Origin of the sequence: Massilia eburnea (genome assembly GCF_009720745.1) — a bacterium.
In the GTDB taxonomy this organism is placed as follows: domain Bacteria; phylum Pseudomonadota; class Gammaproteobacteria; order Burkholderiales; family Burkholderiaceae_D; genus Rugamonas; species Rugamonas eburnea.
This window is the reverse complement of the sequence record NZ_WNKX01000003.1, coordinates 116,470-137,703: the sequence shown is the minus strand read 5'-3', so window position 1 is coordinate 137,703 and position 21,234 is coordinate 116,470. Positions and strand designations below refer to the sequence as shown.

The 21,234-nt window shown below is 62.9% G+C and carries 13 protein-coding genes; 8 read left to right on the top strand and 5 right to left on the bottom strand.

The window, feature by feature from the left end; translation table 11 throughout:
* Nucleotides 1-81: 81 nt before the first annotated feature.
* Entirely contained in the window at nucleotides 82-2,238 is a 2,157-nt protein-coding gene (locus tag GM658_RS05055) for a beta propeller repeat protein (RefSeq protein WP_155452915.1), read from the top strand.
* Nucleotides 2,239-2,291: 53 nt separating this feature from the next.
* Here the strand turns inward: GM658_RS05055 and GM658_RS05050 are convergent, their stop codons facing one another.
* The 3 genes from GM658_RS05050 to GM658_RS05040 all read right to left on the bottom strand — a co-directional run bounded on the left by GM658_RS05050 (nucleotide 2,292) and on the right by GM658_RS05040 (nucleotide 7,957).
* A complete protein-coding gene (locus tag GM658_RS05050) occupies nucleotides 2,292-5,417 on the bottom strand; it encodes a TonB-dependent receptor (RefSeq protein WP_155452914.1) in 3,126 nt (1,041 codons plus the stop codon).
* Between the two features lie 39 nt (nucleotides 5,418-5,456).
* A complete protein-coding gene (locus GM658_RS05045; RefSeq protein WP_155452913.1) occupies nucleotides 5,457-6,764 on the bottom strand; it encodes a hypothetical protein in 1,308 nt (435 codons plus the stop codon).
* A 188-nt stretch (nucleotides 6,765-6,952) separates the two neighbouring features.
* On the bottom strand, nucleotides 6,953-7,957 hold the full coding sequence (locus tag GM658_RS05040; RefSeq protein WP_155452912.1) for a sugar kinase: 1,005 nt from the start codon (nucleotides 7,955-7,957) through the stop codon (nucleotides 6,953-6,955).
* A gap of 188 nt (nucleotides 7,958-8,145) precedes the next feature.
* On the opposite strand from GM658_RS05040, the gene GM658_RS05035 reads away from it, so the two are divergent.
* Together GM658_RS05035 and GM658_RS05030 are read left to right on the top strand one after the other, a co-directional pair.
* Entirely contained in the window at nucleotides 8,146-9,084 is a 939-nt protein-coding gene (locus GM658_RS05035) for an alpha/beta hydrolase (protein ID WP_155452911.1), read from the top strand.
* The gene (locus GM658_RS05030) at nucleotides 9,081-10,427 is read left to right on the top strand and encodes an alpha-L-fucosidase (RefSeq protein ID WP_155452910.1); all 1,347 of its coding nucleotides are present in this window, start codon (nucleotides 9,081-9,083) and stop codon (nucleotides 10,425-10,427) included. The genes GM658_RS05035 and GM658_RS05030 overlap by 4 nt, the downstream gene beginning before the upstream one ends.
* 12 nt (nucleotides 10,428-10,439) lie before the next feature.
* Here the strand turns inward: GM658_RS05030 and GM658_RS05025 are convergent, their stop codons facing one another.
* The gene (locus GM658_RS05025) at nucleotides 10,440-11,699 is read right to left on the bottom strand and encodes an anion transporter (protein WP_229416762.1); all 1,260 of its coding nucleotides are present in this window, start codon (nucleotides 11,697-11,699) and stop codon (nucleotides 10,440-10,442) included.
* A gap of 54 nt (nucleotides 11,700-11,753) precedes the next feature.
* On the opposite strand from GM658_RS05025, the gene GM658_RS05020 reads away from it, so the two are divergent.
* The 3 genes from GM658_RS05020 to GM658_RS05010 are packed head-to-tail and all read left to right on the top strand — an operon-like array spanning nucleotide 11,754 to nucleotide 15,015.
* The gene (locus GM658_RS05020) at nucleotides 11,754-12,983 is read left to right on the top strand and encodes a DUF418 domain-containing protein (RefSeq protein ID WP_211841809.1); all 1,230 of its coding nucleotides are present in this window, start codon (nucleotides 11,754-11,756) and stop codon (nucleotides 12,981-12,983) included.
* 45 nt (nucleotides 12,984-13,028) lie between these two features.
* Nucleotides 13,029-14,288 (top strand): GDSL-type esterase/lipase family protein, encoded by a 1,260-nt coding sequence (locus GM658_RS29210; RefSeq protein ID WP_155452909.1) that lies wholly within the window; start codon nucleotides 13,029-13,031, stop codon nucleotides 14,286-14,288.
* Nucleotides 14,289-14,292: 4 nt separating this feature from the next.
* Entirely contained in the window at nucleotides 14,293-15,015 is a 723-nt protein-coding gene (locus GM658_RS05010; protein WP_155452908.1) for a GDSL-type esterase/lipase family protein, read from the top strand.
* A 29-nt stretch (nucleotides 15,016-15,044) separates the two neighbouring features.
* On the opposite strand, the gene GM658_RS05005 is transcribed toward GM658_RS05010, so the two are convergent.
* A complete protein-coding gene (locus tag GM658_RS05005; protein ID WP_155452907.1) occupies nucleotides 15,045-17,165 on the bottom strand; it encodes a beta-galactosidase in 2,121 nt (706 codons plus the stop codon).
* A 177-nt stretch (nucleotides 17,166-17,342) separates the two neighbouring features.
* Between GM658_RS05005 and GM658_RS05000 the strand changes: the two genes are divergently transcribed.
* Entirely contained in the window at nucleotides 17,343-18,761 is a 1,419-nt protein-coding gene (locus GM658_RS05000; RefSeq protein WP_155452906.1) for a glycoside hydrolase family 5 protein, read from the top strand.
* 142 nt (nucleotides 18,762-18,903) lie between these two features.
* A complete protein-coding gene (locus tag GM658_RS04995) occupies nucleotides 18,904-21,144 on the top strand; it encodes a glycoside hydrolase family 3 C-terminal domain-containing protein (RefSeq protein ID WP_155452905.1) in 2,241 nt (746 codons plus the stop codon).
* The last annotated feature ends 90 nt before the right edge of the window (nucleotides 21,145-21,234 follow it).

The following is a 21,234-nucleotide window of genomic DNA, read 5'->3' as shown; positions in this document are numbered from 1 at the left end:
GGGAATACCGGCCTGCGGCCTGCCTGGCTTCGGGCTTTTCCTGATTCCACATGCAATCTATTTCAACGGGAGACATATCAAATGAAGTGGATCACATCAGTGCTCCGGAGCGCGGCAGTCCAGGCTGCGGCTTGCGGGGCGGTGTTATTGGCGGCGCAGCAGCCGGCCGCCGCCTACAGCTGGGACACCGTCGCCATCGGCGGCGGCGGCTTCGTCTCGGCGGTCATACCAAGCAAGACGGAAGCGGGCGTTGTGTACGCGCGCACCGACGTGGGCGGCGCTTTCCGCTGGGATAACGCCAACGGCCGCTGGGTCTCGCTGCTGGATTGGGTGGCGGACGACCAGACCGGCTATCTTGGCGTCGAATCGCTCGCCATCGACCCGAAAAGCGCGCGCAATATCTATATGCTGGTCGGCATCAGCTACTTCAACGGCGGCAAGAGCGCCATCCTGCGCTCCACCGACTACGGGGCGACGTTCACCACTATCGACGTGAGCGGCCAGTTCAAGGCCCATGGCAATGGCATGGGCCGGCAGAATGGCGAACGCCTGGTGGTCGATCCCGGTTCCAGCAACGTCCTGTACGTGGGCACGCGCTGGAATGGCCTGTTCAAGAGCACCAATTCCGGCTCGACCTGGTCGCAAGTGAGTTCGCTGAACGTGACGACCACGCCGAACGATAACGGCATCAGCGTGGTGATGGCCGATCCGTCCAGCGTGTCGGGCGGCGTGGCGCAGCGCTTGTTCGTCGGCGTGTCGCGCTATGGCTCGGTGGGCGCGAACTTCTACCGCAGCGACAATGCAGGCGCATCGTTTTCCGCCGTGTCGGGCGCGCCTTCGGGCCTGATGCCGCAGCGCGCCGCGTTTGACGGCGCAGGCAACCTGATTGTCACCTACGGCAACGGCGCCGGTCCTCACGGCAACCAGTCGGGAAGCGAGCCGATGGACAGCGGCCAGGTCTGGAAATACACCATCGCAAGCGGGGCCTGGACCAATATCACCCCGGCCGGCGTGACGCGTGCATTCAGCGGCATCAGCGTCGACCCTAACAATTCCCAGCGCATGGTGGCATCGACGACCAATCAGTATGCCGCGCAAGGTGGAACCTGGGGCGACCGCATCTACATCACGAGCAATGGCGGCGCCAGCTGGACGGATGTGATCGCGCGCGGCTTCGCCCGCAATGACGGTGGCATCAGCTGGATCGGCAACGGCTCGATCCACTGGGCCGGTACGGTGGCGTTCGACCCATTCAATACCAAGACGGTCTGGGTTACCTCGGGCAACGGCATTTTCAAGACCAGCGATATCGACGCCGTGCCGACCACCTGGACCTTCAACACCAAGGGGCTGGAGGAGACGGTGCCATTGAATGCAGTCAGCATTCCCGGCGGCCCGCTGCTCTCGGCGCTGGGCGACGTCGACGGCCTGCTGCATTACAACCCCTTCACCTATACCAATCCGATGTACGACCCGCGCATGGGCACTACCACCGGCCTGGCGGTGGCCGATGCCAACACCAGCATGGCGGTGCGGGTCGGCGCCAATATGTACACCTCGGCGAATGGCGGCGTGAACTGGAATCAGGTAGGGATGAACGGCAGCAAGGGCCAGGTGGCCTTGTCGGCAAGCGGCGCTGCGCTGCTGCATAGTCCGGAGAATTCCACCACCACCTATCGCTCGACGAATATGGGCGCAAGCTGGTCGGCCGTGGGCGGGCTGGGCGTGAACAATGCGCGTCCTGTGGCCGATCCGGCCAACGCCAGCAAATTCTATGTGTACAGCCCGTCCGACGGCAGCTTCATGATCAGCACCGACGCCGGCGCCTCGTTCTGGAAGTTCAATACGCTGGCGACGTGGGGCTCGGATGTGATCCGTGCGGCGCCTGGGCGCGAAGGCGATATCTGGGTGCCGCTGTACGCCGGCGGCCTGGCGCGTACCACCAGCTCGGGCTGGCAGTTCAGCAACCTGGCCAACGTCAGCTACTGCGCTGCGGTCGGCTTTGGCAAGGCTGCCAGCGGATCCAATTATCCGACGGTCTTCATCTGGGGCACGGTGGGCGGCGTGCGCGGCCTGTTCCGTTCCACCGATGCGGGCGCGAACTGGACGCGTATCAACGACAATGGCCACCAGTACGGCGGGGTTGGCAATGGCCGGTTCCTGGTTGGCGACATGAATACCTTCGGGGTGGTGTATATGAGCACCGCAGGCCGCGGTATCGTGATGGGCAGGCCGTAAAAAAAACTCCCGCCGCAATCCGGAGGAATGCGGCGGGAGCGAGGCGGGAAGCTTTAGAAGGCGTAGCGCAGCTGGACGCGATAGCTGCGGCCTGGCTCAAACCAGGCGCGCCCCATGGCGCCGATATGCTGTTGCTGCGTTTGTTTGACCACGACGTCGGTCAGGTTGGTCGCCGAGAAGCTGGCCGAGAAGCGATCGGTCAGCTTGTAGTCGATGCCAAGATCGAGCTGGCCCATGGCTTCCTGCCAGGTCGGCAGGCCCCAGCCCACGTCGGTCATGCCTGCGCGGGCAGGATCGGCGCTGGTGCCGTCCGTGCCCTGGGTGCCGTTGACGGTCACGCCTTGCAGGAAGCGGCCGCGCCAGCTGTATGCCAGGCGCGCCGACAGCGGGCCGCGGTCATACAGCAAGGCCAGGTTGTAGGCATTCCTGGACAGGTACATGATCGGCAGCTCGGTGAACGGCAAGCCGTTCGTGTCGCATCCGTACAGGGCCAGGGAGCTGTTATTGAAGGCACTGGCCGAAGGGCAGTATTTCAGGTCGAACGGATGGTCCAGGTTCTGCTTGCTGTGGATATAGGTGTAGTTGCCCGAGATGCCGAAGCCCTTGGCCCATTCCGGCAGCAGGTTCTGCAAGCCTGGCACGTGGTCGAAGTAGGTCTGGCCGGAGATCTCCGCACCACTCAGCTTGCCGTTGGCGGCGTTGTTCGGCGCGGTGATCAGGAAGCTCTGGTCATTGCCGTCCAGGGACTTGTAGCTGCGGGTGAAGGCGGACGGCAGGATGATGTCCTTAACCTTCTTGTGGAACAGGCCCAGGGTCAGCGAAGAGCCGTTGCCCGGGTACCATTCGAGCGACAAGTCGTAGCTGTTGGCAGTGATAGGCTTCAGGTTGGCGTTACCGTCGTCCTTGCCGGTGTACGTGATGTTCTTCACGGTACGGTCGTCATTGTTGGTGACGGTCTGGCTCAGGGTGATGTACTCGCGCAGGTCGCCGAAGCCAGGACGGTACATCGCCTTGGCGAAGGCAAAGCGCGCCTGCAGTTTGTCGGTCAGGTCCGCCTTCAGGTTCAGGCTAGGCAGGTAGTTGGTGTAGTTGTGCTTCGCTTGCAGCGGTTCGTCGATGACGCCGAACTGCGGCACTTCCGGCTGGGGATTGGTGCCGTAGTTCGGTTTGAACACGGTGTAGCCCTGGGCCGTGGTGTTGGTACGCACCACGCGCAGGCCCGCAGTGCCTTCTACCGGGAAGCGCCACTCGTCAAAGCCGAAACGCGCGGAAACGTAGCCGGCCTGGGTGCGTTCCTTCTGGCGGCCGGTGTTCGCCGGATCGCCGTCGTAGGTCAGCGGCTTCCAGTTGCTGCCGGCGGTCGAGCAATCATTGTTCGTGCCATAGAGCTGGTTGCCGTCCTGGCATTCGAGCTGCAGGATCTGGGTCGCCTGCTGGTAGGCGCCTGGATAATTCCTGGTGAAGGCCATGGTCGGCATGACCAGGGCCGGCGGCAAGGTGGTTTTGCCGTTGAAGAAATTGGTGAAGTTGAACAGCTGGTTCGGCACCAGGGCGGCGTAACGCGGATCGCTCAGGTAGCCGAAGCTGCCGCGGCTCTGCCAGCTTTGCATGTCGGTGGAGTTGGGCAGGCGGCCAGGCACGCTGGTGGTCTTGACGTTCCACGGTTCGGCCACGCTGTACCAGCCGCTGCCGCCGGCATTGACGTGGGTGGCGGAGCGGTCGGTCAGGCGCATGCCGAAGTTCAGGTCGCGCAGTACCGGATGGTCGAAGCGCACCTTGGCGTCCACCTTCCAGGCGTACAGGTCGCCGGACGCCTTGCTCAGGCTAGGCATCATGTGATCCAGGTAGTAGTTGCCCGGATTGGCGAGGAAGTCGCGCGCGGTCTGGTCGAAGCTGATATCGGGCGGAGCACCGTTGGTCGAGATGTTCATGCTCGGCACGTAGGTAACCATCGCCATATTGGTGGAGAAGTTCTTGTTGGTCGAATGGACCCATTGCAGGTCATTCTGCACCGACCAGCGGTCATTGATCTTCCACTTGGTATTCCATGCAATCTCGCGTGTCTGCGAACGGCGGTCGGCGAAACCGGTGTTGGAATTGAAGTTCAAGCCGCCGGCCGCGAAGTTGTTGGCGCCAAGCCCGCCGAACGGGTAGGTGTAGGTAGCCGATTGCAGCACGCCGTTGGCATCGAAGACCGGATTGACAAGCTTGGACTTGTACGGATTCTCCACGCCGGTGTACAGCGCGTATTCTTCGCTTTGCTCCTTGTAGCCCGAGTGGAAATAGGTGAGGGCCGATTCGACGCTCTCATTTTTCCATTGCAGCGCGCCGTAGACGCCGGCGCGGTTGGTTTCGCCGTTGTTGGTGCGCCATGACGCCGACTTGGGCGCCCAGACGGTCTGGCCATCGACGATATCGGTGCGCGGATAGAAGGCATCCATCTGCACCGTGTCGTTGTGGGTATTGGTGCGATTGAAGGACAGGTCGATCAGGGCGCCAAACTGGCCGCTGCCGGTGTCCCAGCGTTTCGAATACAGGGCCGAGGCGCCGGGCGACTTCTTTTTGCCCAGCTGGTCGTAGTTGCCGTTGGCCGAGAAAGCGAACTTCTCGTTCTTGTAATCGAAAGGCAGCGCGGTGCGCAGGTCGACCTGGCCGCTGACACCGCCCTCGATCAGGTTGGCCGGAGGGTTCTTGTGGATGATCACCGCGGACATCAGCTCCGGCGGCACGTCGCCCCAGCTCAGCTCACGGCCTGGCCAGCCTGCGGAAAAGGATTCGCGGCCGTTCAGGGTCGATGAACCCCAGGTCAGGCCGCGGATCGCAATGCCCGACCCTTCCACGGAAAAGTGCTCCGGGTCGCCGCGCGATCGGTTGCGGTCGATGGTCACGCCGACCACACGCTGCAGCACTTCGGTGATCGACTTGTCGGGCAGCTTGCCCGCTTCTTCCGCCACGACGGCATCGACGATGTCGTCCGCGTACTGCTTGATCTTCTGCGCCGACTGCATGGCGGCGCGCTGGCCGCTGACGACGATCTTCGGCGTAGTGTCGCTTTCCTGCGCAGCGCCATTGCTGCCTGGCGCCTGGCTGGTGCTCTGTGCATACGCCACCCCGCCCGCGATCAGGGCTGCTTGTGCGACCGCAATGGACAGCGCGGTTCTTTTGATTTGTCTCCGCATCACTTCATACTCCCTCAAGAAAATTTGTTCGATACCTGGTCATTGCACGGTGATGGCGCCGTTCAGGGTGATCTCGGTCGGATAGGTCGGGCTGGTCGCCGTGGTGCTCTGCACCGAGGTGTTGACGTTGGCTGGCTCGATGCTGATGGTCACGATCGGGTAGCTTGACAGTTCGGTCGCTGCATTCAAGCCTGTCAGTCCGCAGGTCTCGCCGATGGCCGTGAAGTTGGCCAGTTGCAGCTCGTACTTCTGCACGGCGGCGCTCTTCGGCGTAAAGACGGTGTTCAGGGTAACGTTGCAGGGTTTGTTATTGTCGGAGACCTTGTTGGCGAAGTGGCCGAGCGTGAGCGTTACCTTGACGTCCTTGGAGGCGGTGCTGAACCATTCGGCGTTCTGGCCCAGGTTGAACTTCAGCGTAGTCTGCTTGTCGACCTGGATGCCCGCTGTCGTATTGCCGGTGGTGCTGACGCTGCCGACCCCGGGGGCTACGATGCCGAGCCCGGCATAGCCGCCGATCCAGCCGTCGTTGTTGACGTGGTTTGGATCCTTGGTCTGGATCAGGTAATGGAAGCTGAAAGTGCTTCCGTCCGCGCTGGCGGTGGCGCCGCACCAGTTGGCGTCGCTGCACCACCAGCCGTCAATATTGCTGCCGGCCCAGGTGCTGATCTTGCCGCCTTCCAGCGTCGCGCTGGCCGATGCATAGCCGGACAGGAAAGTCAGTACCGGGGGCGGCGCATCGCCCACGGTGAAGGCAACCATCTGTGGGGTGGCGGGGGCGTAGTTGTTGTCGCCGTCCTGGGATGCCGTCAGGCCGCACTGGCCCTTCGACACCAGGGTCAGGATATTGCCGCTGACGGTGCAGACGGCAGGCGTGGTGCTGGCGTAGCTGACGGCCAGGCCGGAACTGGCGGTGGCTGCCAACGGTGCAGGCTGCGCAGTGATGGCCTGGAAGCCCGGCGATTCAAAGGTGATCGCCTGCACTTTTTTCAGTACCTTGAACAGCTGCTGCGAGTTGGCGGGCGCATACGTGGCGTCGCCGGCCTGGCTGGCGGTGATCGAACATTCGCCGGGCTTGACCGGCACCAGGTTGCCGTTGTCGACGGTGCAGATGTCCGGCGTGTTGGAGTTGAAGGTGATCGCCAGGCCCGATGTGCTGGTCGCCGCGAGCGGTGCTGGCGGGGTGGCCAGGTAACGCGCACCCGGGTAGCCGAAATCGATCGACTGGAATTTGCTGCCGGTGGCGCTGCTGCCTGCGGTGCTGGAACCGCCAGCGCTGCCGCCACCGCCGCCGCAGGCGCTCAATAGTGTCACGCAGGCCAACCCAGCCACCGAAACGTGGGATCTCATCGCTTCTCTCCTCATGATCTGTTCCTCTATGATTTATTTGAACTGCTTGTCGCCTGGCCCGCAATCAAGGGGACCACGCCGCGCAAGGCGCATTGCATACGACAGCAGCCTGTATGTTGCAAGCGTGCGCACATACCGGCAATTACAAAAAACGCCAATACAACAGACAAAATTCCGTAAGCGATTTGTCAGCGGCGCACGTCGAGGCTGCCGTTTCTCACGGCTGCAATCTGCGCTTCGTCGGCGAGGTTGAAGTCTCCGGCGATGGAATGCTTGGCGACAGCCGCAGCCAGGCCGAATTCGAGGCACGCGTCTTGGCTCCAGCCTTGCGCCAGGCCGTGCAGTACGCCTGCGGCGAATGCGTCGCCGGTGCCGATGCGGTCGACAATCCCTTGCAGCTGGTACTCGCGGGCCTGGAGCGGTCCGCTGCGCGTGTGCATCGTCGCGCTGAGGTGGTGGAGGTCGTTGGCGAACTGGCTGCGGAGCGTCGCAGCCACCATTGACAAGTGAGGGAACGCTGCGAACGCGGCGTCCAGCGCCTCGCTGCGGCTGCACTCGGCGAGTGCGGGGCGGCGCAGCAGCAGGGCAAAGTCGCGCTGGTCCGCAAACGCCAGGTCGGCATGGCGCATCAGTTCGCACAACACGCCGGCGCCGTCGCTGCCGCGCATGGCCCATAGCGACGCACGGTAGTTGCCATCGAAGGAAACCTTGACGCCTTGCGCGCGCGCTTCGCGCATGGCTGCCAGGGTTGCCTGCGCGCCGTACTCGCCCGTCGCCGCCGAAATGCCGGAAATATGCAGCCAGCCTGCTCCCTTGAGCAAGGACGGCCAGTCGTAGGCGGCTGGCTCGGTCTCCGCGAATGCCGACCCGGCGCGGTCGTAGATGATTTCGGAAGGGCGCAGCACCGCCCCCGCGGTCAGGAAATACAGTCCGAGGCGTCCCGGGGCGAAGCGGATGGCGTTCGTGTCCACGCCATGCATGCGCAGGCCGTCGCGCAGCGCCATGCCCAGCGCGTTGCCGGGCAAGCTGCTCACCATCGACACGCGGTGGCCGAGGCGCGCCAACGATACCGCGACGTTGGCTTCGGCGCCGCCGATGCAGGTTTCCAGCTGCGGCGATTGCAGCAGCAGTTGGCCCGCAGGGGCGGACAGGCGCAGCAGAAGCTCGCCGTAGCAGACAATGTTCTTTTCCATGTTGGCATCTTGCGAACTGCGCGATCAGAGCGCAATGATGAAAATCGCCAATGGAGCCAACGAAATCCGCCAATCGGGGCGGGCGGCTGCGGAAAATCGTATGCGGCCTTGGTGATTATTGGAATTGCCGGGCATGGCTCGACAGGCCACAATCGGGCGCATACCTTCATCTGCCTGGAACGCATCCAATGTCCTTCAGATTTCCTGCGGTCGCTGCTGCAAGCCTGCTGGCTACTGCCTGTGCGCTGCCCGTACAGCGGGAGCAGCATGCTGCCAATCCCGAGCAGCACCGGCTGTCGCAACCGCACGCCATTCAACTCGGACCCGATGATGTAAGGGCCTTCGCTGCGCCGCCCGCTGGTTTCGCCGAGGTGCAGCCCGGCGTAGCGCAAGGCGCCATCGTGGAGTTCAGCTATGAGTCTGGCGTGACAGGGAGGCGGCGCAAAGCCAGCGTCTACCTGCCTGCCGGCTATTCGCCACAGCGCCGCTATCCGGTGCTGTATCTCTTGCACGGCCTGGCCGGAAACCACCAGGAATGGCCCGGCTACGTCCACGCGGGCGCTATCCTCGATAACGTGATAGCCGCCGGCAAGACGGTGCCGATGATCGTCGTCATGCCCAATGGCCGTGCGCTGCCGGATGACCGCCCGGTGCCCGAGGAGCGCAAGTTCACGCCGGAGCATGTCGCCGGATTCGCCAATTTCGAACGCGACTTGCTGGAGTACCTGATCCCCGCGATCGAGCGCGCCTATCCGGCCATGCCTGGACGCGGCGCGCGTGCCATCGCCGGCCTGTCGATGGGAGGAGGGCAAGCCTTGAATTTCGGCCTCGGCCACGCCGATACGTTCGGTGCGGCGGGGGGATTTTCGGCGGCGCCCAACATGCGTTCGGCCGCCAGCCTGTTGCCGCAGTCCGCCGCGGGACAGCCGCAGCCTCAATTGCTGTACCTGGCCTGCGGTAACCAGGACGGATTGATCGGCGTGTCGCAGCAATTCCATCGCACGCTGCGCGAGCACCAGGTCCCGCATATCTGGCATGTCGACGGCTACGGGCATGACCGCGAGAGCTGGGCCGAGAGCCTGTATCATTTTTCGCAAATTATTTTCCGCGCTCCAGCGGCCCAATGATGAAGCTTTTAAGACCATTTGTTCTGGCGGCGTCGCTGCTGATGTCGGCATCGATCTGCATCCCGTGTGTTTCAGCGGAACGCCAGGCGGAACGCATCGACTGGTGGCGCCAGGCGCGCTTCGGCATGTTCATCCACTGGGGCGTGTACTCTGTTCCGGGACGGGGGGAGTGGGTGCAATGGAACGAAAAGATCCCGGTGGGCGAATATGCCAAGCTGGCCGACCAGTTCAAGCCGGACCATTTCAATCCCGACGAATGGGCGCAGCTGGCCAAGGCGGCCGGCATGAAATACATGGTGCTGACTGCCCGCCACCATGACGGCTTTGCCATGTTCGATGACGGGGACAATCCTTTCACCAGCGTCAACGGCGCGGCACAGCGCGACTTTGTGGCCGATTACGTGAAGGCGGTGCGCAAGGCCGGCCTTGGCGTAGGCCTGTATTATTCGCCGCTTGACTGGCGTTTCCCGGGCTTTTTCTTCCCCGACCTGCAGCGTGAAAACGCGGAGGCGATGCGCGCCCAGTATCACCGCCAGATGGACCGGCTGATGTCCAATTATGGAAAGCTCGATGTGCTCTGGTTCGACGGCGGTGAAATGGACTGGCTCAATTTCGGCGGCGACTGGGATGGGGCGGAATGGGGAGTAGGGTGGAAGAAGCGCCCTGATGGCAAGCATTACAAGGGCAGCTTCAGCTGGGGCTCCGACCAGGTGTACCGCAAGCTGCGCGAAAAGCAGCCGCAGGTCCTGGTCAATGGCCGCGCCGACATGCCGGAAGACTTCCACTCGCGCGAAGGCGATGGCGCGCTGGGGGACTTCGACAACAGCCACCCTTGGGAGCTGTGCACCACGATCGCCGGCGCCTGGGGCTACCAGCCTAACATGAAGCCCAAGCCGCTGAAGCATTACATACAGTTGCTGGCAAACGTCGTGGGACGCGATGGCAACCTGCTGCTGAATGTCGGTCCGGGGCCGGATGGCAGGATCGATCCGGAGCAGGCGCAGCGCCTGCGCGAGATCGGCGCCTGGCTGGACAAGAATGGGGTGAGCATTTACGGCACGCGCGGCGGTCCGTTCCTGCCGGGTGCATATGGCGTCTCGACGCACAGGGCCAATACGATCTACGTGCATGTGCTGCAATGGCCTGGCGACAAGCTCACCTTGCCGGCGCTGCCCGCGAAGATCGTAAAGGCGGCGCTGCTGTCAGGTGAAAAGGTCAACTTCACCCAGGCTGCCGACGGCATCACACTGGCGCTGCCGCCTGCCGCGCGCGATGCGATCGATACCGTGATCGCCGTGCAGATCGACTCGCCAGCCGCGCAGATCGCACCATTGAAGATCTGACCGGTGCCGGAGCTAGAACCTCAGGGCGAGGTAGGCGCCGGACACGGCCAGCGTGGCAAGCGTCACAGGCACGCCGACACGCGCGAAGCGTTTCCAGTCGATGGCAATGCCACGCCTTGCGGCCGCATCGACCACGATGATGTTGGCGATGCTGCCGACGATGAGGAGGTTGCCCGACAGGGTGCTGACCAGGGCCAGCATCACGCCGCCCACCTCGTGTTGCACGACAGGGAGAAGCAGCATGACAGCTGGTACGTTGGAGACCAGGTTGGAGAGCAGGAAGGTGGCCCCAAACAGTGCGCCTGGCTGTTCCAGCCGCATGCCGTGGCCGGACAGGTAATTCATGGCATCGGCGGTGAGGCCGGTGCGCTGCAGCGCGTGGTTGACGACGAAAAGGCTCATGAACAGCACCAGCAATTCCCAGTCGATCAGGCCCAGCATCTTGCGCGAGTGGAGCTTGCGGCTGGTCAGCAGGATGCCTGCGCCGATCAGCGCCATATGTTCCCGTGGCCACGGCGCGGCCAGGAAGGCCACCAGCAGGGCGCCCGCAATCAGCAGTCCCTTGCCCGTCTGCCAGGCATCGAAGGGGACCGCCTCGCGCGGGGCTTCTGCATCGCCGGAGGCGCTGGCGGCGAGCGGCGCGTGCCATTGGCCGGCGGTTTGCCACACGATCAGCGCCCAGCATGCGAACAATCCCAGGGTGACTGGAATCGCCGCCTGGAGAAAATATCCGTCAAAGGGCAGTTTCAGCGTCTGGCCGATCAGCATATTCTGCGGGTTGCCGATCAGGGTCGCCGCCGAACCGATATTGGCGGAGCAGGCAAGCGCCAACAGGAAGGGCACTGGTGCAACCTTGCGCTGCCTGCATGCGTCGACCAGGACGGGGGCGACGGCCAGGCAGACGATATCGTTGCTGAATACCGCGGACAAGGCCGCGGTGACCACGATCAGCACGCCGAGCAAAGCGGGCGGCGTGACCGGCATTCCGGCCATCCTGTCGGTGACCCAGTCGTAGAAGCCGCCCAGCCGCATCTGCGCCGACAGCACCATGAAGGAGAACAGCAGGATCATGGTTGGGAAATGAATCGACGCCAGCGCTTCGTCCACGGTCAGTGCGTTGACGCTGATGAGCGCGATGGCGCCGAGCAGCGCGACGCCGGTGCGGTCAAGCTGCAGGAAGGGCAGGCCGCCGAGGATCATGCCGAGATAGACGATGAGAAAGATGATGAGGATGGTGGTGGACATGAGCGGCGAAGTGTCGGTGGCAGTCAAACGTCGCCAATTCTAACAAATGTACCGGCTTTGACTTGATTGGGGATTCCCGCAATGGTCGCTCAGAAAATCGACTTCGTACCACGGATGGAAGGCCTTGACGCCTTGCGCGGTTTTGCGCTCTTCGGGCTGTTCATGGTTCATATGCCCGAACTGTATGAACTTTACTGGTCGCACCCCACCTCAGACCCGGTGCAGCTGCTTTGGCACGACCTGGTATTCGATACTTTCGCCGACAAGGCGTTTGCCTTGTTGGCGCTGTGCTTTGGCGTAAGCTTCTTCATCATCATGGATCGCTCGGCACGGCGCGGCGTCGATTTCACGGGCCGCTTCATCTGGCGGCTCGTGGTGCTGGGCGCCATCGGGCTCGCCCACAGCCTGTGGTATCGCGGTGACGTGCTCCAGGTGCTGGCCCTGATGGGGATGTTCCTGCTGCCGTTTTACCGGGTCCGCTCCAATCGCGTCATCATCGCCATCGCCTTCTTCTTGCTGTTGCAGCCGATGCTGGTGTTGAAAATGATCTGCGGCCTGAATGGTGCGGCTTGGGCCAACGCAGCGCCGTATTTCTGGACCAGTCCAACGCCGCAGGCTTACCTGAGCGGTGGCAGCCTGCTTGAAACGCTCCGCATGAACTGGACCGATGGCCATCTGGTCACATGGGGCTTCATGGTTGAATCAGGCCGATTGAGCCAGATTCTCGGGCTATCGCTGGTCGGCATGGTGCTTGGGCGTATTGGCTTCTTTTCCGATGCAGCCCGCTTCGTGGGCGCGCGGTATGCCGGACTTGCGCTTGCGGTGCTGGCCCTGGCGTCCATATTGCATTGGGGGCAGGCGCTTGTCGCGCTGGTGCCTGCGTCACCGGCGATGTTCATGCCTCGCAGCGTAGCGGGCACCGTCGAGGGCAGCCTGACCAGCCTTTGCATCATGTCCGTGTTGCTGTTCGGTTTCCTGCTGCTGTATTACGGGCCGGGGAAAGCCGCACTGAAGCTGCTGGCGCCTGTTGGCCGCATGACCCTGACACTGTACGTAGGCCAATCGCTGGTATTTGTGCCGGTCTTTTACAGTTTCGGCCTTGGCCTGCATGCGACCATGCTGCAGTCGACCGCGGTGCTGCTTGGCCTGGCGGCATTCGCGGTGCAGGTCGTGTTCGCGCACTGGTGGTTCGGGCGCTTCACGTATGGACCGCTGGAATGGCTATGGCGCGCCGCGACCTACCAGACCCTTGACGTACCATTCCGTAACAGGCTGCCCGTTATTGCCGAAAATCGTTCCGGCGCCTGGTGATTTTCGCAATTGCGCCGGCGAGACAGGCGCCAGCAAAATCGCAGGATGAAAATACTACGACACCTTTCCGCCCTGCTGGCCCTGGCGGCCGGCGCTTCCTCCGTCCATGCGGCCAGCACGGACGAAATCGACCTGTATGCGGGCCGGCCAATGCCTTCATGGAGCGTCTCGATCGGAAGCCTCGAAGCGCCACTGTCCGGCATGGCGGGCGTCCGCGTCGACGAAGTCGCCGGCCGGCAAGGCGCGCTTGCCCTGCAGTGGAAAGATGTCTGGTCCACCAGCCTGCGTTTCGACGGCGGGGCAGCGCTGGACCTGCGGCCTTACACCGCCAGCGGCACGCTGGAATTCGACCTCAACGTCCAGGAACTTGGAAAGGGCGGCATCTACATTGTGATGCGCTGCGGCCAGGAGTGCTATCGCAAGGTGCCGTTTGTACTGCCCGGCCAGGCCCTGCAAGGCAAGGGCTGGCAGCACCTCTCCTTCGCGCTCTCCTGCTTTGCGCGCCATGACGACGACTTCGGCAAGGTCAATGCGCCATTCGCGCTGGAGGCAAATGGCAGCGGGCAAGTAGCACTGGCCGATATCAGATTTGTCCGCAACGGCAAGCCAAACCAGGCCTGCAGCGGCGATCGCGCCCAAGCCGTGACGCCGGAACCTCTGTCGCATGCCTGGGCGTTGCCCGGCTGGCTGCCGCGCCACGAGAAAAAGCTGGAAGAAGTCCGCAAACTGAAGGCGGCAGGCAAGTCGCCGAAGCTGGTCTTCATCGGGGATTCGATCACGGAAGGCTGGGAGAATTCGGGCAAGGCCGTGTGGCAGCGCTACTATGCGAAATACGACGCGGTGGCGCTGGGATTCGGCGGCGACCATACGGAGAACGTGCTGTGGCGCCTGCGCCATGGCGAGGTTGACGGCATTGCCCCCAGGGTGGCGGTGCTGATGATCGGCACCAACAATACAGGTGACCGCAACGATGATCCCGCAGCCACGGCCGCAGGCGTCAAGGCGATCATTGACGAGTTGCATGGCCGCCTGCCGAAGACGAAAGTATTGTTGCTTGCGGTCTTCCCACGCGAGGAACAGCCATCGGCCTTGTTACGCCGCCTGAATGAGAGCGTGAACGCAATCATTGCCAATTATGCGGACGGGCGCAGCGTATTCTTTGCTAATATCAACGCTGCGCTCCTGAATGCGGATGGTACATTGTCGCGCGACGTGATGCCGGACTTGCTGCATCCGCAGGAAAGGGGCTACGAAATCTGGGCGCGCAACATGGAGCCCACATTGAGAAAACTATTGGCGGAATAATCTCATGACTTTGTTCAAAACGGTACGTGCATGCCTGTTGCTGGCTGCCTGCACGATACAATCGGCGTGGGCGGGAAACTGCGCTACGGTCCCGGCTGCGCGCGAGGTCGAATATCCCGGGATGTCGATCGAACGCTGGCACCAGATTTTTGCCGGCCAGTCGGCGCGTGCCGCGCAGGGCAATGTCGATGTCATGTTCGTCGGCGATTCCCTCACCGAGATGTGGCCGAAAGCCCTGTGGGACAAGAATTTCGGGGCGCTGAAGGCGGCCAATTTCGGCATCAGCGCCGATCATACCGGCAACGTCCTGTGGCGGCTGCAGGACCCCGCGATCGCGGCGCTCAAGCCGAAGCTGGTGGTGCTGATGATCGGCGTGAATAACATCAATATGTGCGGCGAAGACGCCAACCAGGTATTCGGCGGCATCAAGGCCGTCGTGGCGAAACTTCGCCAGCAGTACCCGAAAGCGCGCATTCTTCTCAATGCCGTGTTGCCGGCAGGCGCGCCGGATTCGTGGGGGCGGCGGCGGGCAATCGCCTTGAACCAGCAAGTCCGTACGCTGGGGGATGGCAAGAGCATCTTCTTCCACGACTACGGTTCGGTTTTCATGGGCGAGGGCGGCGTGCTGTCACGCGAGCTGCAGCCCGATCTCCTGCATTTCTCGGAAAAGGGCTACGAGCTGCTGGCGAAAGCGATGCGCCCCGATATCGAGGCGCTGCTCAAATAGCCTGCCGGGGCGGCGCCCGGCGCGCCAGCCTAGCGGTTCTCTTCCACGATCGCCACCTCCCATGGCCCGAGATTGACCGTGTCGTCGGCCTTGACCGGGCGGGAAGTGAGCAGGTCGGTGCCTCCCTTGTACTGGTACTTGAAACTGGCGGCGGCGCCCGAGTAGTTGAAGAAGTAGCGCACCGTCCTGCCGTAATCGTTGGTGCCGCTGCGGGTGTGGACCTGGGCCGGCAATTGCTGGTCGGGCCCGGAAAGCCCGGCCTCATCCAGCGCGGACTTCAGCACCGCTTTCTGCAGCTTGTCCGTCAGGTAGGTGCCCTCGTAGATCACTTTGCCGGCGCCGTACTGGTTCTGCGTGATGGCCGGCCAGCGGCCGAAGAAATGGTGGTCATAATAGGCCAGGGCCTTGGCGGTATCGAGTTGCAGGAACTCGGCCCAGTACTGCACTTTATTGTCGCCGCCCGCCTGGAATGGGTCGCCCTTGAGCGTCAGTGGCTGCGCCAGGTTGGAAAATTCCTGGTAATGGAAGCCGAGCGCTTCGCGCAGCGGTCCGGGCGCCATCGACCAGCGCACGGCCGCATTCTCGTTGGTGAATCCGCTCTTGAAGGTCATCACGACGCGCCCGCCTTTGCGGATGTAGTCGGCAATGCGCTTCAGCAGGGCATCGTCGGCCGAGTACAGGGCCGGCACGATCAGCAGCTTGTATTGCGAAAAGTCCTGCGCTTCCGGGAATACGAAGTCGGCCCCGACCTTCATGTCGTACAGGGCGCGATGCATCTGGCGCACCAGCGAACCGTAATCGGCCTTGCTGCCGCCGCCGCCCCATTGGGAGTCCTTGGCGAAGGGCATGTCGTTGAGGGCATTGAGCGAATCGCGGCTCCACAGGATCGCGACGTCGTTGTGCAACTTCAGGTTGACCAGGCGCGGGCCGATCTTCTGCAGCTCGCGGCCGGTGCGGCTCATTTCGGCATAGGCGCGGTTCGGCTCCATATCGTGCGACAGCACGCCTTTCCAGTAGGTCTCCTGGTTGGCGTGGATCGAGGACCAGTGCCAGTATTCGACCATGTTCGAGCCGTTGGACAGGTGCGTGTAGACATCCTGCCGGAACTGGCCGTCGTAAGGCGGGTACTGGAACGAGGAGCTCCAGTCCGTGGTCTGCGCGTTGGTTTCGGTGACCAGGAAGTTGTTGCGCTTGAGCGAACGGGTGAAGTCGGCCTGCATCGTCTGGTCGGCGCCGTTGTAGTATTCGCGCTGGCCCCAGTGGTAGATGTTCACCGCCGGCATGTCGAGTGCGGCCGAAACCGCTTCCTCATTGACGTCGCTATGCATGGAGCCGGCGAAGTCGTGCGTCACGAACTGGCGCGGCGAGGCGCATTCGCGCACCAGCCTGGCCTGCCAGTGCAGGAATTCGGTCACGCGCATCTGGCCCCAGCGCGACCATTCCAGCTTGTAGCCCGTGCTCTGGGCGGCGTCGGGGCGAGGCAGGTCGGCCCATGAATGCAGGTCCTGGCCCCAGTAATTGAGGAACCACGCCTTGCTGAGGTTTTCCGGCGTGCCGAACTTCTTCTCCAGGTGGTGCTGGAAACGCACGAAGACATCCTCGTTGGCCGCGCCGTAGGCGCCGGTCTCGTTGTCGACCTGCCAGCCGATGACGTTGGGATTGTCCTTGTAATGGGCGGCGATCTTGCGGATCAGGCGCTCAGCATAGAAACGGTAGGCCGCCGAATCGGTGTTCATGTTCTGGCGCATGCCGTACATATTCTGCGCCCCGTTGAACTTGCGGGCCAGGATTTCCGGGTTCTGCCTGGCCATCCAGGCTGGAATGGAATAGGTTGGCGTCCCCATGATGACCTTGATGCCCGCCTTGCCCATGGCGTCGACCACACGGTCCATCCAGGCATATTCGAAGCGGCCGTCTTCCGGCTCCCACAAGCTCCAGGTGGATTCGCCCAGCCGCACGACGTTGAAGCCGGCGGCTTTCATCATCTGCACATCCTTCTCCAGCCGCTCATACGGCATGTATTCATGGTAGTACGCCGTGCCATACAGGATGGTGGGCATTGGCGGGACGGCTGGGGAAGGGGCCTGCCCCCAGGTAGTGCCGGCCAGTGCGCAGGCAAGCGCTGAAAAGAGCAATTTCTGTCGAAGCATTGGGTGTCTCCCGGGATGTTGTTTTCCAATGGCTCTATTGTGTGGATACTATCGCTGTGCGCCAACGTTTTAACCGCAGTCTGCGCAATTTCATTTTCCTCCTTGGCGCTTTTTGCAATTGCGGCGCCGTAGTGCAGATCACACAATGCACACTGTAATAGGGAGATAGGTGGAGCAATGAGACCTTGGTTGACGAATGCGGTCCTGGCAATGGCGCTGTGTACGGCGCCATTGGCGCAGGCGCAGAACTGCGGCAGCGGCGGAGGGGTAAAGGTATGCCTGAGCGCCAGCGGCACCGGCAGTGACGTCCGCCTGGAATGGACCGTCGAAGGCGCTGCCGGCGGCTTGCAGCTTTACCGTGGTACCGACAGCAACCCGGAAGGCGGCAGCCAGATTGCATTGGCGGAGCAGGGCGCGACCAGCTACGTTGACCGTAGCGCCATCCCCGGCACCGCCTACTGGTACTGGATCAAGTTCCGGGCCGGCGGCGGCAGCTACCAGTCGGGGGCGGCACATGCGGTACGCGTCGGCGCCATGCGCGACATCAGCAGCATGCAGCTGTCGGCCCAAATGGCGCCGGGCTGGAACCTGGGCAACGCACTCGAGGCCAGCGGCCCCGCCTACGTGTGGGGGAGCCATGGTTTCAACGAGGCCGGGTGGGGCAATGCCAAGGCAACCCAGGCGCTGTTCAACGCCATCAAGGCGGCCGGATTCCGGAGCGTGCGCATTCCCGTGTCGTGGAAGCAGTACGCCGATGCCGACGACAATATCAGCCCGCAATGGATGGAGCGGGTGACCGAGGTCGTGAACTATGCCCACCAGGCCGGCCTGGTGGCGATGATCAACATCCATTGGGACGGCGGCTGGATGCAGCCGACTTATGCAGCCCAACCGGCGGCAAACGCCAGGCTGGCCAGGTTCTGGACCCAGATCGCCAACAATTTCAGGAACCACGACGACACGCTGCTTTTCGCCGGCAGCAATGAAGTCATGGTCGACGGGGACTATTCCCCTCCAACCGCCGAATATTGCGAAGTGCAGAAAGGATTCAACCAGGCCTTCATCTCCGCCGTCCGCGCGACAGGCGGGAACAATGCGAGCCGCCACCTGGTGGTCCAGGCCTTCAACACCAACATCGACCATGCCATCAGCTGCAATGCTGCTATGCCGAGCGACCGGGCCGCACAGCGCATGTTGATGGAGGTTCACTATTACGATCCCTACAGCTTTGCGCTGGATGAGAAAAGCGCTTCCTGGAAGTGGGGAAAGGCCGCAAACCCGGACGGTCCTGGCAATGAGGCGCATGCCGACGCGCAGTTCCAGAAGATGAAGAACGGCTTTATCGATAAGGGCGTGCCGGTCCTGCTTGGCGAGTACGGAGCAATCCGGCGTGAGGAATACGATCCGTCCGGCGTCAACCGCAAGTACTGGGACCAGTACATTACCCGGGCTGCCTGGTCCCGCGGCATCGTACCGATGTACTGGGATAACGGCTACGCCGGCAACCACCAGATGGGCCTTTTCGACCGCGCGAGCGGCAGGCAGGCCTTCCCCGACGTGATATCGGCGATTGTCGATGCAGCCCGGGCGCAGTAATTGTTTTAGAGTTCACCGGGGCGCGGGCCGGCCAATGCCGGGACGGCGTCCAGGTACCCTTGTTGTACCCTGTAGTCTCCTCTACCCTTTCCGGTAGTTTTCGGGGCGGCCGGCCACGGTCGCCCCTTTTTTCGAGGAAACCATGAAATTGAAGAAAACGATCAGTCTCCTGTCCGCCGCGATTGCCATGTGCTGCGGATCTGCGCTGGCCGCGTCGGATGCAAAACCCTGGATGAATACGCAGTTGGGCGCCGCCGAGCGCGCCGACCTGGTGATCAAGGAAATGACCATGGACGAAAAGCTGAAGCTGGTCTTCGGCTATTTCGGCATGGACCAAGAGGCCAAGAAGTTCAAGCGCCCGGATGAATCGTACAACCAGTCGGCCGGTTTCGTGTACGGCGTGCCGCGCCTCGGCATTCCCAACCTGTGGCAGACGGACGCCGGCGTCGGCGTCGCCAGCCAGGGCGGCCCTCACGTGCGGCCGGCGACGGCGCTGCCTTCGGGCCTGAACACGGTGGCGACCTGGGATCCGCAGACGGCGTTCGCAGGCGGCGCCATGATCGGCGCCGAAGCGCGCGGCTACGGCTTCAACGTACTGCTGGCCGGGGGCGTGAACCTGATGCGCGACCCGCGCAATGGCCGCAATTTCGAATATGGCGGCGAAGATCCGCTCCTGGCCGGCAAGATGGTCGGCGCCCAGATCAAGGGCATCCAGTCGAGCCGCGTGGTGTCGACGCTGAAGCACTACGCTCTGAACGACCAGGAGAGCGGCCGCACCACCCTGAACGTGAAGATCGACGACCAGTCGGCCCGCATGTCGGACCTGCTGGCCTTGCAGATCGCGAACGAAGAGGGGCATCCCGGCTCCGTCATGTGCTCCTACAACCGGGTCAACGGCGTCTATGCCTGCGAAAACAATTACCTGCTGAACGAGGTGCTGAAAAAAGACTGGGGCTTCAAGGGCTGGGTCATGTCCGACTGGGGGGCAACCCACAGCACCATCCCGGCTGCCAATGCGGGCCTGGACCAGCAATCGGGCTATCCATTCGACCTCTCGGACTATTTCGGCGCGCCCCTGAAGGAAGCCGTGCTGAATGGCTGGGTGCCGCCGGCGCGCCTGGATGACATGGCGCGCCGCGTACTGTGGGCCATGTTCGCGAACGGCGTGGTCGACCATCCGGTGGCGTCCGCGCCGGACAAGATCGACTTCCATGCCGACGCCGCCGTGTCCATGAAGGACGCGCAGGAAGGCATGGTGCTGCTGAAGAATGAAGGCGGGCTGCTGCCGCTGTCGCAGTCCGTCAAGCGTATCGCGGTGATCGGCGGCTATGCCGACAAAGGCGTGCTGGCCGGCGGCGGTTCTTCCCTGGTCTACCCGCACGGCGGCAATGCGGTGCCGGGCCTGGAGCCGAAAACCTGGCCGGGCCCGATCATGTATTACCCGTCGTCGCCGCTGAAAGCGATCCAGAAGCGCGCGCCTTCGGCACAAGTGTCGTTCAACGACGGCAGCGACAAGGCAGCGGCAGCGAAACTGGCGCAGGAAAGCGACGTGGTGCTGGTGTTCGGCACGCAATGGGTCGGCGAGGCGCTCGATGCAGGCAATCTCTCGCTGTCCGGCAAGCAGGATGAGCTGATTGCTGCGGTCAGCGCGGCCAATCCGAAGACCGTGGTGGTGCTGGAAACGGGCGGCCCGGTGACCATGCCATGGCTGTCGAAAGTGCCGTCCGTGCTGGAAGCCTGGTACCCGGGTAGCAGCGGCGGTGAGGCGATCGCCAGCGTGCTGTTCGGCGAAGTCAATCCGTCCGGCCACCTGCCAGCCACTTTCCCGGCCTCCGAGTCGCAGCTGCCGCGTCCCGTGCTGGATGGCTATCCCGAGGTCGCGGACAAGCGCTTCGACGTCGATTACCACGAGGGCGCAGCGGTCGGCTACAAATGGTTCGACCTGAAGGGATTGAAACCGCTGTTCCCGTTCGGCCATGGACTGTCCTACACACAGTTTGCATTCAGCGGCCTGTCCGCCAGCGTGAAGAACGGTGTGCTGGAGGCGGCGTTCACGGTGAAAAACACCGGCAAGGTAGCGGGTAAGGAAGTGGCGCAGGTCTACGTGGCGCCGCTCAAGGCCAAATGGGAAGCGCCCAAACGCCTGGCGGGTTTCCAGAAAGTCGACCTGCAGCCTGGCGGCGCAGCCAAAGCCTCGGTCACGGTCGATCCGCGCCTGCTGGCCATGTACGATTCGGCCAGCAAGACCTGGAAAGTCGCCAAAGGTGACTACAAGATTACCCTGGCGGCCGATGCAGCCGGCGCCGGGGCGGTCAGCACCGTGGTGCATCTGGAGGCCGCCAGTTACGACGTCAATGGCAAACCGTTGCGGCGCTCGCGCTGAACGCAGAAGAGGGGGGGCACGATTGGCCCCCTTTAACTGGTTGAACTGTTATGATGCAATTAGCAGGCCCGGCAAGAGGCATTGCATAGA